At 35.2% G+C, this 14,717-nt stretch carries 14 protein-coding genes and 1 other annotated feature (1 of these 15 running past the window's edge); of the genes, 7 read left to right on the forward strand and 7 right to left on the reverse strand.

Annotated elements, in window-relative coordinates:
* Positions 1–28, reverse strand: a binding site (T-box leader); it reaches 186 nt to the left of the window's first position.
* A gap of 51 nt (positions 29–79) precedes the next feature.
* Together L323_RS32920 and L323_RS32925 are read right to left on the reverse strand one after the other, a co-directional pair.
* Positions 80–745 carry an HAD family hydrolase gene (locus L323_RS32920; protein WP_020815922.1) on the reverse strand — a complete coding sequence of 222 codons (666 nt, stop codon included), beginning with the start codon at positions 743–745 and terminating at the stop codon, positions 80–82.
* 33 nt (positions 746–778) lie between these two features.
* Complete coding sequence (locus L323_RS32925) at positions 779–1,666, reverse strand: AraC family transcriptional regulator (protein WP_020815923.1); 888 nt, start codon at positions 1,664–1,666, stop codon at positions 779–781.
* Between the two features lie 100 nt (positions 1,667–1,766).
* Between L323_RS32925 and L323_RS32930 the strand changes: the two genes are divergently transcribed.
* The 3 genes from L323_RS32930 to L323_RS32940 all read left to right on the forward strand — a co-directional run bounded on the left by L323_RS32930 (position 1,767) and on the right by L323_RS32940 (position 4,761).
* The gene (locus L323_RS32930) at positions 1,767–2,849 is read left to right on the forward strand and encodes an alpha/beta hydrolase (protein ID WP_020815924.1); all 1,083 of its coding nucleotides are present in this window, start codon (positions 1,767–1,769) and stop codon (positions 2,847–2,849) included.
* 217 nt (positions 2,850–3,066) lie between these two features.
* Positions 3,067–4,269, forward strand: a complete 1,203-nt coding sequence (gene argJ / locus L323_RS32935; RefSeq protein ID WP_020815925.1) for a bifunctional glutamate N-acetyltransferase/amino-acid acetyltransferase ArgJ — start codon at positions 3,067–3,069, stop codon at positions 4,267–4,269.
* 72 nt (positions 4,270–4,341) lie between these two features.
* Positions 4,342–4,761, forward strand: a complete 420-nt coding sequence (locus L323_RS32940; protein ID WP_020815926.1) for a chemotaxis protein CheW — start codon at positions 4,342–4,344, stop codon at positions 4,759–4,761.
* 63 nt (positions 4,762–4,824) lie between these two features.
* Here the strand turns inward: L323_RS32940 and L323_RS32945 are convergent, their stop codons facing one another.
* From L323_RS32945 to pstC, 5 genes are all read right to left on the reverse strand, one after another.
* Positions 4,825–6,855, reverse strand: coding sequence for a methyl-accepting chemotaxis protein (locus tag L323_RS32945; RefSeq protein ID WP_020815927.1), 2,031 nt, complete (start codon positions 6,853–6,855; stop codon positions 4,825–4,827).
* A gap of 84 nt (positions 6,856–6,939) precedes the next feature.
* On the reverse strand, positions 6,940–7,881 hold the full coding sequence (locus tag L323_RS32950; RefSeq protein WP_020815928.1) for a PstS family phosphate ABC transporter substrate-binding protein: 942 nt from the start codon (positions 7,879–7,881) through the stop codon (positions 6,940–6,942).
* Positions 7,882–8,085: 204 nt separating this feature from the next.
* Complete coding sequence (locus L323_RS32955; protein ID WP_020815929.1) at positions 8,086–8,553, reverse strand: pyridoxamine 5'-phosphate oxidase family protein; 468 nt, start codon at positions 8,551–8,553, stop codon at positions 8,086–8,088.
* Positions 8,554–8,607: 54 nt separating this feature from the next.
* Complete coding sequence (gene pstA / locus L323_RS32960; RefSeq protein WP_020815930.1) at positions 8,608–9,462, reverse strand: phosphate ABC transporter permease PstA; 855 nt, start codon at positions 9,460–9,462, stop codon at positions 8,608–8,610.
* A gap of 24 nt (positions 9,463–9,486) precedes the next feature.
* Positions 9,487–10,419, reverse strand: coding sequence for a phosphate ABC transporter permease subunit PstC (gene pstC / locus L323_RS32965; RefSeq protein WP_020815931.1), 933 nt, complete (start codon positions 10,417–10,419; stop codon positions 9,487–9,489).
* Between the two features lie 279 nt (positions 10,420–10,698).
* Here pstC and pstB point away from each other — a divergent pair, with 279 nt between their 5' ends.
* The 4 genes from pstB to pnpS are packed head-to-tail and all read left to right on the forward strand — an operon-like array spanning position 10,699 to position 14,714.
* Positions 10,699–11,457, forward strand: coding sequence for a phosphate ABC transporter ATP-binding protein PstB (gene pstB / locus L323_RS32970; protein WP_020815932.1), 759 nt, complete (start codon positions 10,699–10,701; stop codon positions 11,455–11,457).
* A 13-nt stretch (positions 11,458–11,470) separates the two neighbouring features.
* A complete protein-coding gene (phoU, locus tag L323_RS32975) occupies positions 11,471–12,136 on the forward strand; it encodes a phosphate signaling complex protein PhoU (protein WP_020815933.1) in 666 nt (221 codons plus the stop codon).
* Between the two features lie 24 nt (positions 12,137–12,160).
* Entirely contained in the window at positions 12,161–12,877 is a 717-nt protein-coding gene (locus L323_RS32980) for a response regulator (RefSeq protein WP_020815934.1), read from the forward strand.
* 40 nt (positions 12,878–12,917) lie between these two features.
* Positions 12,918–14,714 carry a two-component system histidine kinase PnpS gene (gene pnpS, locus L323_RS32985; RefSeq protein WP_020815935.1) on the forward strand — a complete coding sequence of 599 codons (1,797 nt, stop codon included), beginning with the start codon at positions 12,918–12,920 and terminating at the stop codon, positions 14,712–14,714.
* Positions 14,715–14,717 lie beyond the last annotated feature (3 nt).

A 14,717-nucleotide genomic window follows, 5' to 3' on the forward strand; every position in this document is an offset into this window, starting at 1 on the left:
AACTACTTCTTTCCTTCATTGCCATTCTTGATAAAATTATATACAATCTTATGTTCAAGTGTCAAGGATTGCAACAAATTTAATCCCTGTCAGCACCGGTTATAAAGTCAACCAGTTCAGAAGGGGAAGCCAGCAGTATCTTTCCTCCGCATGTTATTAATTCCTCTTGCTCCCGGAATCCCCATAACACTCCGGCCGCCAGCATCTCTGCCCTGTTAGCCGACTCCATATCACCACCCGAATCTCCCACATATATGGTTTGACTCGGTGCAACTCCCAGCCTTTCAGCCGCTTCTATCAGTGAAGCCGGATCCGGCTTACGGGGTATTCCTTCCCGCTCACCAAATACTACATCAAAATACCCGCATCCCAATAATTTTTTAACTATCTCATTTGTAGGTATATGAGGTTTGTTTGAGCAAACTCCCATCTTTATCCCTGCTTTTTTTAGATTATCAAGCATCTCATGTATCCCATCGTAAGCTCTTGTTTTATTTACATAATTTTTATTGTATATTATACGGTAATCTTCGAGTATCTTATCAACGACGCTGTCATCTGTTCCGTGAGGTGAAGCGTTTTTTATCAGGTTCCGTACTCCATTTCCTACAAACTTTTTATATGAATCCGCTGGGTGGAGTTTGAATCCGTGTTTTTTTAAGGCCTCATTGGCACTGTCAGCCAAATCCTCCAGCGAGTTTATAAGTGTCCCGTCTAAATCAAACAATATTGCTTTGTAGTTCATATATCTCTCCATTTATTTGTTTTTTATATAATATCAGGTTTCTATGGGTATGTATATATCAGCTTCACAGTATTGGTCCGAGCAACGTTTTGTATCCAACATTTCGAAATGATATTGTCCCGAGCGCTTGTAAACAGTGGTCGGTCCCCACTTATAATTTATATAATAGTAAATTTCCTCCAAATTCCGGATGTTCAATTCTTCAGGACCATGAAAGCCAATATACCTGAAGACAACATACATGCTGGTCGGGATAGTTTTGCATATAAATGTACCTTGCTCTCTTACCGCATTCTCAATTTCTACAGATGGAATATAGAAATTCCCATATTCATAATTATCACCATACCAACATAGTCCATAGTATATGTTTTCTTTTATACATCCTTTTATTTTATATCGTTCATTAAAATAAAACATACGAGCAAATTTATTAGCTGACAAATTTTCCTTATTTTCACTATTTATGATAAAAGTCTGTAATCCCATTAAATGAAATTCAGGTCGCAGAATATAGCGCGGTTTAATGAATAATCCTTTTGATACGTCAATTAACACACTGGTATCCAGTTTATTTACAACATCAAGCTCACATCGCTCTCTGCGATATGCCGATGGACTTATTCCGAACTGTCGTTTGAAGGCCCGCAGATAAGTTTGTTCATATTCAAAGCAGTATTCATTTGCTATGTCAATAATTTTGAGGTTTGTTTCCAATAGTTCAGTAAGGCTGCTGGTTAGCTTCCTTCCTCTGACATACGTCATAAGAGTTATACCGGCAAGACTTTTTATTAGCCTGTGTAAATGATATTTTGATAAACAAAGATGCTGGGACAGTTCATCAAGAGATATTATTGTTTTCAGATTGTTTTCAATATATAAAACCAAATCCCCAACCAAAGCCTCGTTTGCAAATCTCATTAATGCCTCCGAAATATAGCAAGAAATGTTAATTTTCTTTTTCAATACAGTATATAATTATTTGAAATAAACGTCAATTTTGAAAAGGAGTAACATATTTATGATTAAAAGGTATACTTGGCTATGTCTGGTTTTGCTCGCTTTTATATCTATATGTAGTTGTAGTTCAGGTACTTCCGATTCAGTTGCTTCAAATAGTCCAATCAAATCTGGCTCTCTTCCTACATCTGCTGCTACAAATACAGTTGGAAACTCCCAGATAGGTTCCTCACAATTAATACTTAAAACTATTTCCTCCAAGACCATTGCAAGTAATTTGCTTAACGAAAGCACAGATCAAATGATTGAGATTTATCTGCCACCCACGTACAGCACCAGCATTAAATCCTACCCGGTTATTTATTACCTTCACGGTTTTGGCGAACCTGCAGGATCTTTTCTGGATAACTCTAAAAACGATTTGGATACATACTTTGCCAACAATGATAACGAATTTATTATGGTGTGTATGAACGGTCAAAATAAATCAGGAGGTTCATTTTATGTTAATTCTCCTGTTATTGGAAACTGGGAGGATTATGTCACAAATGAGGTAGTTAATTATATTGACAATAATTACAGAACAATTAAATCCTCTGACTCACGAGGCATTTGTGGCCATTCCATGGGAGGCTTCGGGGCAATCAATATAGCCCTAAAGCATCCCGAAATATTCGGCTCGGTTTATGCTGCATCTCCTGGTATATTTTCAAATGATAATTTTGCTGAAGTACTTAATTCCTGGAAAACTGATACTGTAGTATTACAAGCTTACGGGCAGGCATTTTGTCCTGATCCAGACGGTGAGCCTCCATATTGTAAAATACCTTCATCTGTCAGTGCTAAAACTTCTGAACAAAAGCGGGTTATAAACAACTGGATAGACGGATATGGAAATTTTGGTAAAAAACTAAATTCATATCTGTCAAAAAATAAACCGCTACGTGCAATAGGATTTTCATACGGCATTAATGACAGCTATACCTGGATTCCAAAGGGTACCAAGGATTTTATTAATCTTCTCAAAAAAAATAAAATTGAACCTACTGTATATGAATATGAAGGTGACCACGCTATGCCTGACGGTATGCTCTCTGATCATCTGATTCCCTTCTTTAATCAATATCTTGTTTGGCAGAAATAATTTTGTATATTCTGAATCCACCTGTAGATAGAACTCGGTAAATTTACCGTTTTATTTATCAGGTGGTTTTTATTGTGCTGAGTATGTAAATAATAATATGAACATGCCAAATTTAATTGATTCATTCTGCATAATTATGTATAATCAACTTAAAATAAAGATGTTATTATTTGTATTCAAATTTAAATAGAGCCTGAATAGGCACATGGAGGTTCACATGAATATTATTGATGGTGGTGTTACTGCTCCCAAAGGCTTTAAAGCCTCAGGAGTTGCCTGTGGAATAAAGAAGAATAACAGGAAGGATCTTGCGATAGTTTGTTCTGAGGATACAGCCGTTGCGTCAGGCGTATTTACAACCAACGTTGTTAAAGGACACTCCCTGCAAGTTTCAATGGAACATATTAAGAATGGTTTTGCAAGAGCAATTGTAATCAATAGTGGAAATGCCAATGCCTGTGTAGGCGAAGCCGGTTACAAGGATGCGAAGGAAATGACTGAGCTGGCTGCTGAGCTTTTGCATTGCGATGCGCAGGATATTCTTGTTAACTCTACCGGAGTAATAGGTACAAAGCTAAATATGCCTTCTATAAGGTCAGGTATACGTCTCGCTGTTAATGCACTTAGTCCACAGGGCGGGTCAGATGCTGAAGAAGCTATAATGACTACCGACCTGATGCCAAAGGAAATCGCCGTTGATATTGAGCTTCAAGGTGAAACAGTTCGTATTGGCGGTATTGCAAAGGGTTCCGGAATGATTCATCCTAACATGGCTACTATGATAGGTATAATCACAACAGATGCAAATATATCAAGAAGCCTTCTTGATAAAGCTCTTAAACGGTGTGTAAAAAAGACTTTTAACAGAGTTTCAGTAGATGGAGACACTAGTGTTTGTGATTCTGTGTTTGTACTGGCTAATGGTTTTGCAGATAATGATGCTATTGTAAAGGAAGACTATGAGTATTCTAAATTTGTTGATGCAATGATGTTTGTCTGTACTTATCTTGCAAAGCTAATGGCTAAAGACGGTGAAGGAGCTACAAAGCTTATTGAAATTCAGGTTGACGGTGCCGGGGATGAAAGCGATGCCTACAAGGTTGTAAGTACTGTTGCTAAATCACCCCTGGTAAAAACAGCTATCTTCGGAGAAGATGCCAACTGGGGAAGAATTTTTACTGCAGTAGGATATTCAGGTGCTTCCTTTGACCCTAACCTAACAGATATCTATATAGGAGATATCCTTGTCTGCCGAAACGGAGCAGCCGCTAATTTTGATGAAGCCGCTGTAAAAGAAATTATCAAGAAAAAAGAGATTGTTATTAAAATAAATCTTAAAAAGGGAAATGTATCAGACAGGATATGGACTTGTGATTTTTCTTATGATTACGTTAAGATAAACGGAAGTTACAGAAGTTAAACGATTGCCGAATTTTACTATTACTGATATAATGTTTGTACAAGAACTTTTTTTGGGGGAGGTAATTGTAAAATGTCTACGCAATTGGTTTTATTTAAGATAAACAATGAAATATTTGCAATTAGTATAAATAATGTAAATATAATTGAAAGAATAACAGATATTTACAAAGTTCCTGATACACCTGAGTATATTGATGGATTGATTAATCTAAGAGGAAAGGTTCATACAGTTTTTAATTTAAGAAAGAAGTTTGGATATTTGCCAAAAGAGTCTGATGACAATACCAGAATTATCATATTGAATCATCAATCTAACGTTGGCCTTCTCGTTGATGAAGTAATGGAAATATTCAGTGCGGAAGATTCCGAAGTAAAGCCTGCTCCTGAACTTATTTCAGGTATCTCAGGTAAATTTTTCAGCGGTGTTATTGAAAGAGACGGTCGCATAGTACTTATTCTTGATCTTGAAAAATTGTTTGAAGTTAAATAATATATTAAAAATACCCGGTTTGACAATATCAAGCCGGGTATTTTTATACCCTATCCGGTATTTTTAAACTTTAAATAAACCTACAGATGAATTCAGCTTTTTAGATAAACTCTTAAATATGTTTGATTTCTCATGGACTTTTTTTACTGAAGTAATATTATTTTTAGTGTACTGATGCACATCGTCAGAACTGTTTGCTATCTCTTCGGCAGCGTTATTGATTTGATTTACCAGTAATACAAGATTATCTTTTTCTTTATCCATTTCATGCAAATAATCAGTTATATTAAAAAGGCGAGTATTTATATTGTCTATATTCTTTTTTATTTCCAGAAAGCACTCTTTAGTTTCATTTATACAGCTGTTTTGAGTTTCTGTTCCTGTACTTACCTCTTCAAAACTCGCGCTTAGGTTATTTGAATTCTGTACAATACTTTCAATCATTTTTCTTATTACCCCTGCCTGTGAGTTTGTCTGGTTAGATAGTTCTTTGATTTCTTCAGCCACTACGGCAAATCCTTTTCCTGACTCTCCTGCTCTCGAAGCCTCTATTCTGGCATTAAGTGACAATAGTTGTGTTTGTTTAGCGATACTCTGAATTGTAGCAGTTATAGTATTTATCTGTTGCATTTGTGTCTGTAGTCCAATTATCATTTCATTCATTTTTCTTATACTTTGAAGATTTAGTGTTGAATTTGCCTCCAGCTTATCCATTTGGCTCTTACCCATTTCCGCCGAACTGTTGAGTTTGTCAAGAAAGTTGTAGACATTGTTTGAGTGTTCCCTTGTTGTGGCAATCTGATCTGCAAGACTTTTTATCTCCGCCGCTGCATAACTTGTATTGTCTGCTTGATTCTTTATATTGACATTTATGTTTGAAATTGATTTTTGAGTGTATTCTGATTTTTCAAATGATTCACTGGCCTCACTATACATAAGAGCGGACATTTCATCTATTTCCCTTGAAGCCGAACTGATACCGGATATAAGTAGATTCAGATTATTAACCATTTTTTCAAACGCATTTCTTAAACTGTTGATTTCTGATATATTGCTTTTTTTGTTAAAGTGAACTTCCAGAAAGCCTTCTTCAATTTTCTTTATTTGTGTGGTAAGTTCAACTACAGGGCTTGAAATATATTTCGAATAAAAAATGGAGATGAGTGTAGCAAGGAGAAGCGATAATACTAAAACAATTATAAGAATAAGAATATATTGCTTTACAGGCAGCATAACTTTGTTATGATTCATTTGAGCACATACTATCCAATTTGTAAGGCCTGATTTCTCCAAATGGGCTATTTTTTTTATTCTTGTATCCATATAAGTAATATTTTCATCATATACAGCTCCTTTGATTGGGATTTTGCTGTTTACTTTACGGTTGTCCGTATCGTATATAATTTTAAATCCTCTGTCTAATACAATAATTTCGCTTTTTATTTTGCTCTTGTCAAGTTTGAAGAATTTATCATAGTCCACCAATGCAGTTATTGTTCCGCTGAAGCCTGCAAGACTTTTGACGGCTCTCGTAACTGGTATTACCTTTTTATTTGCTTCTTTTAAAATAATAAAATTACCGACTATAACTTCATTTTTTGTATCTGTTTTTATTCTTTCAAAAAGCTGCATATCGTAGAATTTAACTATTTCTGATGTTTTTGTTTTTTTGGCAGCTGAAGCTATGACTTTTCCACTTTTATTGCACAAGTACATTGTATCAATGAGTCCCTCTGAGCCTTCTACTACATTTTTCATTGAAAGCTGAATTCCGCTGTATGTTGCTGTATCCATCTTAGAATTAACACTGTTGGTCATTTCAAGTCCAACCAAAAAGTCGGCCTGAGAAGCTACTCCCTTAATGGTACTGTCCAAACTTTTTATTTTTACTTCTATATTGTTCATAGTATTATAGGAATCAGATTTAAGATTGTTTAATGAAAGTTCCGTTATTTTTCCTATGGTCGTTATGTAAGTCGTAGTACTTACTGCAATTATTGGAATAAGTGTTACTGTTATAAGTACTATAAGCAGTTGTATACGAAGCCTTATATTAGTATTTATTATTTTTCTGCATATTTTTGTCACAATCATTTTCCATTCCCCTTTGGAGATATTTGGACCTTTATGTAAAACGTGGCACTTAACTAAAAGTGCCACGTTTATCTTAATTCATTCTTATTTGAGCTTAGCTTTTTCTGAGTCATAGCTTTCGAGAGGTATATATCCTACTTCTTGGGTTAATTGTTCTGCATTATCCAAATAGAATTTTACAAAATCTTTAACCGGGGATTGATTAAGTTTATCTTTGTTTACATAAATAAATAATGGTCTTGACAAAGGACTATAGGTCTTATCCTTAATTGTTTTTGCAGTTGGCTCAATAGGTCCCTTTCCGGAATCAATTTTCAATACTTTTAATGAATCCTGGTTTTCTTCATAGTAGGCAAACCCGAAATACCCCATTGCATCTTTATCTCCAGCAATACCTTGAACCAGAACATTGTCATCCTCACTTGGAGTATAGTCAGTTCTTGATTCCTTTGCCTTTTTATTAATCATTTCGGTAAAGAATTCAAATGTACCTGAATCCGTACCCGGGCCATATAGTTTTATAGGCTCGTCTGGCCATGCGGGATTTACTTCTTTCCATGTCTTTACTTTACTGTCCTTACCCCAGATTTTATTCAGTTCATCAACTGTGATTGAATGTGCCCAAGTATTATCTTTGTTAACTACAACAGAGATTCCGTCATATGCAATTTCAAATTCTACAAATTCTATACCCTTTGCTTTTGCAGCCTCTGCTTCTTCCGGCTTTATTTTTCTGGAAGCATCACATATGTCTATTTCCCCTGCCGTGAACTTTTTCATTCCACCACCCGTTCCTGACAAGGCTACCGATACTTCAACCCCAGGCTGCTCGATTTGAAATTCTTCAGCAACAGCTGATGTCACCGGATAAACCGTACTTGAACCGTCTATAACAATCTTCCCGCTTAGACTGGTGTTCCCTACATTATCATTTTTAGTGCCGCTACCGCAAGCCGTCAATGATACAGTTAAGGCAACCCCTAACGCTAATGAAACCACTTTTTTCATATTTACTAATTTAACCATTTTTATACCTCCCAAATTGTATCCTGCTTAGTTTTCGCAATTAACTGGAATTTATTATGATTAAATTATATTACAGTATTTTAAAGTCCATATTGGGATTTGGTTAATTAATGTTAATTCATTATTAAGAAATATTAACACATGTTTTTATCACCACATAAAAAACGGGCCTATAAAGGCCCTCAACGTACAATATTATTCAAACTATTTTCTTTTTGCAGTAAATCCGGTTGAAACAAGTTTTAAAACCGTTACACCCTTAAGATGATTTTCTTCATATGTGTAATCATTCTTTTGGGTGTATTTTTTCATTATAAGGTTCAACCCATGAATTTTATCTTCATTATTCACTATTATATGAGCAACAGCATCTCCTATAATACTTTCGAAATCCATTGTACAGTCACATGCTTTTGCTCCTGTTACCAGCCTATGCTTACAATCCATCTCAAAACATACTTTATTGTTCTTTTTTAATATGTCCAGCTTTCTTCCTTCATTTGCACAATGCAGATATATAATAATATTACTGTCCACAACCTCGTAACCAAAATTCATAGGTACAATATACGGTATATTATCATCTGATAAAGCAATCCTGCAAACATCACATCTTTCTATAATTTCGATTATCTCAGCCAATTCAGTTACTTGTCGGTCTCTTCTTCTCATTGTTTTCTCCTGAATTACAAATATTTACTAAATATTATAATTCACAAGTAATAATTATTCTATGGATTTTTGATATTTATTTCTCAAAACAATGGCAATTGCATTTGTTGTTAAGAGAATTCCCAGAAGTACTATAATCCCTGCGGCAGCTAGATCCTTAAACTGTTCTTTTGGAAGCCCCATCCAATAATATATTTGCAGTGGTAATGCTGTAAATATTGAATTTAATCCTTCAGGAAGCTTGGAAACATATGTTGCCGCGCCTACCATAATAAGCGGTGCAGTCTCTCCCAATGCTCTTGATACAGAAAGTATGACACCTGTAAATATCCCGGGAAGTGCCGCAGGTATAACTATTTTTCTGATGGTCTGCCACTTTGTAGCACCAAGGGCATAGGAACCATGCCTCAAATACTGTGGTACAGCTTTTATGGCTTCCTGTGATGAAACTATTACTATAGGCAGTACAACTAGCGACATGGTTAAAGCTCCGGCTAAAATACTTTTTCCTAAACCAAGAGTCCTTACAAAAACAGTAAGTCCAAGTAAACCGTATACAATTGACGGAGTCCCTGACAGATTTGATATGTTTATTTTTATAAATTTAGTAAAACGATTGTTTTTAGCGTATTCTTCTAAATATACTGCTGTCCCCAAACCTATAGGAACTGCAATAAGTATTGTCAACAATATAATATATACACTACCATAGATGCCGGGCAATATTCCTGCTTTTTTAGGAAAACGGGATGGAAAGTTTGTAAAAAAATGTTTGGTAAGAAACGGTACTCCTCTCATGATAATATCAGCCAGTAAAATGACAAGTACTACTATTCCTATCAGTGTTACACAAAAAATTACTCCGTGAAAAATAGAATTCTTCATTTTTCTATACTTAATCTGATTCATACAATTACCTCCGATATTATGCTTTTAATATTCCTTCCTGTATTTTTCAACCATGTAATGAGAAAGAATATTAAGTCCCAATGTAATAAGGAATAGTAGCAAGCCTACTGCAAATAACGAATAGTAACCTACTGTTCCATGAGGGTTGTCACCCTGACTAGCCTGCACTATAAAAGAAGTCATGGTCTGCACGCTTTCCAAGGGATTAAATGTAAGGTTCGGCCTTGCTCCGGCAGCGATTGTTACAATCATTGTTTCGCCTATAGCTCTTGAAATTGCAAGGACGAATGAAGCCGAAATTCCCGATATTGCAGCGGGAACGACTACCTTCAAGGAGGTTTCCATTTTAGTTGAGCCTAAAGCAAGTGCACCCTGCCTTAAACTGTCGGGAACAGCTCTTAATGCGTCCTCACTCAGTGAAGAAACCAGTGGTATGGTCATAATACCCACTGCAATACTGGCACTAAGTGCATTGAAAATTTCTGTCTGGGGCAAAAATGTTCTAATTAATGGTGTTATTAAGGTCAATGCAAAGTATCCGAATACTATTGAAGGTATTCCTGCCAAAACCTCCAGAATAGGCTTTATAATCTTTCTTACTCTTTTGTTGGCATACTCGCTAAGGTAGATTGCGGTAAACAATCCTATAGGAATTGATATAACCGCCGATGTGAATGTGATTATTAATGTTCCCATAACCAGAGGCAGTACTCCGAAGCTAGGGTTGCTGAATAATGGGGTCCATTTTCTACCGAAAAGGAAGTCCGTAATTGACACATTTGAAAAAAAACCAATGGAATCCTTTAAGAGTGAAACGATGATTCCTACAGTCGTTAATATTGTAATTATTGCAAACAAAAACAGGATGTTTCTGGCAATTACATTTGAAATCCTCATTCTTTTTATCCTGCTGTTTACAGCTTTTTTATTCTGAAAAGTACTTGTTGATTCTGTCATAAACACTCCTCCTAATATTGTAATAATAGCATTTGGAGCAATAGTCTAAAAGTAAAGTCATGTTAAACGTGTGTTAATATAATGTTAACTCATTTCCGAATTTTCTATTTTAGTTTTGTCCTATTGGAACAAAATTTATATATTTTTGCGTTTATGTTAATAATAAAAAATATATACATTGTTAACACCGAATTAACACGGAATTAAACCTGCATTAAAAATATATTGATATTATTAATTTGCACCAGTAATAATATTTTTTGTATAAGGAATGATAACATGACTAACGAATATAGAATTGTTACTAAGGATTTAAATCTTTACTATGGAGATATGCAGGCGTTAAAGAATGTTTCATTGGAAATTCCCAGCAACAAGGTTACTGCATTTATAGGCCCTTCCGGCTGTGGTAAATCAACCTTCTTGAAAACTCTAAACAGAATGAACGATTTGGTGGCATCAGTCAGAATTACCGGTGATGTCTATTTCGACGGTTTGAATGTTTATAAGGAATATGATATAGTTGAGTTAAGAAAAAATATTGGAATGGTATTCCAAAAACCTAATCCGTTTCCAATGTCTATTTATGATAATGTTGCTTACGGGCCGCGTATTCATGGGATAAGGTCTAAATCCGAACTGGATGATATAGTTGAAAAAAGTCTCAGAAACAGTGCCCTTTGGGACGAGATTAAGGACAGATTAAAACAGAATGCACTGGGTTTATCAGGTGGTCAGCAGCAGCGTCTTTGCATAGCAAGGGTTTTAGCTGTAGAGCCTGAAGTTGTTTTGATGGATGAACCTACGTCAGCTCTTGACCCGATTTCAACTCTTAAAATAGAGGATTTAATTGAAGAATTGAAGCAAAATTATACTATTGTAATAGTTACGCATAATATGCAGCAAGCAGCAAGAATATCAGATTTAACAGCTTTTTTCCTCCACGGGGAGGTAGTTGAATTTGGCAATACAAACAAACTGTTCAGCAATCCAAAGGATAAGAGAACTGAAGATTATATAACAGGAAGATTTGGTTAAGAGGTGATTATTAATGGTAAGAAATTCATTTGACAAAGAACTGGAACATTTGCACGGTCTTATGGTAAAAATGTCAGCAATGGTTGAGGAATCTATTGAAAATTCAGTAATCGCTTTCAAGAAGCAGGATGTGAGTCTCGCTAGACAGGTATTTGAAAGTGACGATACCATTGATGATATGGAAAGCAAAATAGAAAAGATATGTATAAATCTGATTGCTAGACAGCAGCCGCTGGCAAAGGACCTTCGTGCAATAAGCACAGCTCTTAAAATAATAACCGACATGGAGCGAATAGCAGATCATGCGGCAGATATTGCTGAATTGACAATCAGAATGGCTGATTTAAAGCAAGTTAAGCCTCTCATTGATATACCACTTATGGCTGATTTGGCAAAGAAAATGGTTACTAAATCAATTAATTCCTATGTAAAGCATGACATTGCTCTTGCTAAAGAGGTTTGTGACAGCGATGATGAGGTAGATAATTTATTTTCAAAGATTGTTCTTGAATTGATTAATATAATGAAGAACAACCCTGAAACTGTAGAACAGGCTACTGATTATATGTTTATAGTAAAGTATCTGGAAAGAATCGGAGATCACGCTACCAACATAGCAGAATGGGTTGTTTTCAATGTAACGGGTTCCCATGATCATTTAGCCCGGAAAAATGAGTAAATTTTAATTCTATGGGGTGACAGAATGTCTAAACAGGTAATTTTTGTGGTAGAAGATGAAATGCATATTCAGCAATTGATAAAATATAACCTTGAGGCCAATGGCTTTAAGGTTAATGTTTTTGATAATGGAGAAGATTTGTTGGCATATAGTTCTGAAAATGTACCGGATTTGTTTATTCTTGATATAATGCTCCCCGGTATAGACGGACTGGAAGTTTGCAGAAATCTGAGGCAAACCTCTAATACAAAGACTATTCCCATAATTATGTTAACAGCAAAAAGTGAGGAGTTTGATAAAGTATTGGGACTGGAGCTTGGAGCCGATGATTATATTACAAAGCCATTCAGTGTAAGAGAACTTGTTGCCAGGGTTAAAGCCTTGTTTAGAAGAATGAATACAACTACGGAGCCGAAAATTGAGGTCCTGTCCCACGGTGAGATTACAATTGACTGTAACCGAAGAGAAGTATACAAGGGTGACAGACTTCTGGAAATGCCACTAAAAGAATTTGAGCTTCTTAAAATGCTGATTCTTAACAAGGGTAAGGTTTTATCCAGAGAGCATCTTTTGGATAAAATATGGGGGTTTGATTACTACGGGGAAACCAGAACGGTAGATGTTCATATAAGATACTTAAGGCAGAAAATTGAAGATAATGATGAAAATCCTACTTATATTGAAACTGTTCGCGGAATAGGCTACCGTTTTACTGATAAGAACCCTGATTCAGCCAATTAGATGTATTAATTTATCGCTAATGGGGGTGCCCTGAAAATAAATGAGAAAAAGAATAATTCAATACTCTGTAGTGTTAGTAATAATTGGTATTACTATTGCAGGAATTTTCACATCTGCAATGGCCAGATATTTCTACAAGCTGGAAGTTCAAAACAATATTGAAAGTATCGCTGTTCTATTAAGGAATGATATTGTAGAAGAAACATCTGTTAAAAGCAAAATAGACTTTAATAAGTTTGTAAAAGATTATGCATATCTTATTAATTCCAGAACAGATAAAGATAAAAATTTCCCTTTAGCCACCAGAATAACAATCATAGACTTTCAGGGAAAAGTACTTGGTGACTCCGACTCAAATATCGATACAATGGAAAACCATTTAAACAGAAAGGAAATTCAAGAAGCTATCCAAGGGCAAACAGGAAGAGACCAACGATTTAGTTCAACCATGGGAATGCCTTATTTGTACGTTGCTCTGCCCATAAATGAGCATCGCATAATTGTAAGGATTTCTGTCCCATTGTACCAGCTTAATGCTATAAATAAGGCATTTTTATATTATACTTTGCTTGGAATTCTGGCAGGCTTGCTGCTTACGATACTTATCTCATTTAAATTATCCAGTTTTATAACCAAGCCAATTCACCATCTAATTAATACCTCTAAAGAAATAGCCGGAGGTAACTACAAAAAGAGGGTTGATGTTAATTATAAGGATGAAATCGGTCAGCTTGCCTTAACCTTTAATGAAATGGCCGATAAACTTGATGAGACTCTCAGCGGCATAATGGACAAAAATGTAAAAGTAGATACCGTTATTAATAGTATGAGGAATGGTATAATTGCTATAGATACCAACTCAAAAATTATAATTGTAAACACTACAGCCTGCGATATATTTGATGTCCAGTACGGACCTGGAATTATTGGTAAAAATCTAATAGATATTACAAGAAATTCTAAAGTTAATTCACTGTTACGGGAAACAATTAAAAACGATTCCTCTTTAATTGACGAAATTGTACTGTTCTCTCCCTCACTTGGAATAGACAAAATTTACAGAATTTATACTAACACTATCAAGTCTTCAGATGGCAAAAACCAAACAGCAGGAGCAGTAATTACACTAAATGACGTAACATCAGTAAGAAAGTTAGAACAAATACGTACCGAGTTTGTATCAAATGTTACTCATGAGCTTAAGACTCCCCTTACCTCAATAAGGGGATTTGTGGAAACTTTGAAAAACGGTGCTATTGAGGATACCACAGTAGCTGTAAAATTCCTTGATATTATTGATATTGAAGCTGAAAGACTTTATACCCTGATTTCTGATATTTTACAACTATCAGAAATAGAGGCTATGCGAAAAGATGACAGTGTAATGGAAATAGACCTGCGGCAGATAATTGATGAGGTTGTTCTTATTTTAAAATCCTCAGCAGACAAAAAGAATATTATTCTGGAGGTTTCAACTGTTCCATCGCAAATTCAGGTTATAGCCAGTAGAAACAGAATAAAACAAATGCTTATTAATCTTATTGATAACGCTATTAAGTATAATGTTGAAAATGGCAAAATATATATAAAAGCAGAAAAATATAATGGAAATACACTAATTTCTATAAAAGATACGGGCATTGGTATTCCGGAAATACATCATTCAAGAATTTTTGAAAGATTTTACAGAGTAGACAAAGGGCGTTCAAGAAACATGGGTGGCACAGGACTTGGGCTGTCTATTGTAAAGCATATAGTAAATCTATACAGCGGCGACATCCATATTATAAGTGAACCCGGTAAGGGAACAGAATTTATAGTTAAACTACCACTGTAAATG

It is taken from the genome of Ruminiclostridium papyrosolvens C7 (assembly GCF_000421965.1).
In the GTDB taxonomy this organism is placed as follows: Bacteria; Bacillota; Clostridia; order Acetivibrionales; family DSM-1351; genus Ruminiclostridium; species Ruminiclostridium papyrosolvens_A.

Bases quoted from the DNA above. Each gene is read 5' to 3' on its own strand.
- phoU (WP_020815933.1), top strand. From the start codon at position 11,471: ATGGTAAGAAATTCATTTGACAAAGAACTGGAACATTTGCACGGTCTT.
- pstC (WP_020815931.1), bottom strand. From the start codon at position 10,419: ATGACAGAATCAACAAGTACTTTTCAGAATAAAAAAGCTGTAAACAGC.
- pstA (WP_020815930.1), bottom strand. From the start codon at position 9,462: ATGAATCAGATTAAGTATAGAAAAATGAAGAATTCTATTTTTCACGGA.
- pnpS (WP_020815935.1), top strand. From the start codon at position 12,918: ATGAGAAAAAGAATAATTCAATACTCTGTAGTGTTAGTAATAATTGGT.
- L323_RS32940 (WP_020815926.1), top strand. From the start codon at position 4,342: ATGTCTACGCAATTGGTTTTATTTAAGATAAACAATGAAATATTTGCA.
- L323_RS32945 (WP_020815927.1), bottom strand. From the start codon at position 6,855: ATGATTGTGACAAAAATATGCAGAAAAATAATAAATACTAATATAAGG.
- L323_RS32925 (WP_020815923.1), bottom strand. From the start codon at position 1,666: ATGAGATTTGCAAACGAGGCTTTGGTTGGGGATTTGGTTTTATATATT.
- L323_RS32930 (WP_020815924.1), top strand. From the start codon at position 1,767: ATGATTAAAAGGTATACTTGGCTATGTCTGGTTTTGCTCGCTTTTATA.
- pstB (WP_020815932.1), top strand. From the start codon at position 10,699: ATGACTAACGAATATAGAATTGTTACTAAGGATTTAAATCTTTACTAT.
- argJ (WP_020815925.1), top strand. From the start codon at position 3,067: ATGAATATTATTGATGGTGGTGTTACTGCTCCCAAAGGCTTTAAAGCC.
- L323_RS32980 (WP_020815934.1), top strand. From the start codon at position 12,161: ATGTCTAAACAGGTAATTTTTGTGGTAGAAGATGAAATGCATATTCAG.
- L323_RS32920 (WP_020815922.1), bottom strand. From the start codon at position 745: ATGAACTACAAAGCAATATTGTTTGATTTAGACGGGACACTTATAAAC.
- L323_RS32950 (WP_020815928.1), bottom strand. From the start codon at position 7,881: ATGGTTAAATTAGTAAATATGAAAAAAGTGGTTTCATTAGCGTTAGGG.
- L323_RS32955 (WP_020815929.1), bottom strand. From the start codon at position 8,553: ATGAGAAGAAGAGACCGACAAGTAACTGAATTGGCTGAGATAATCGAA.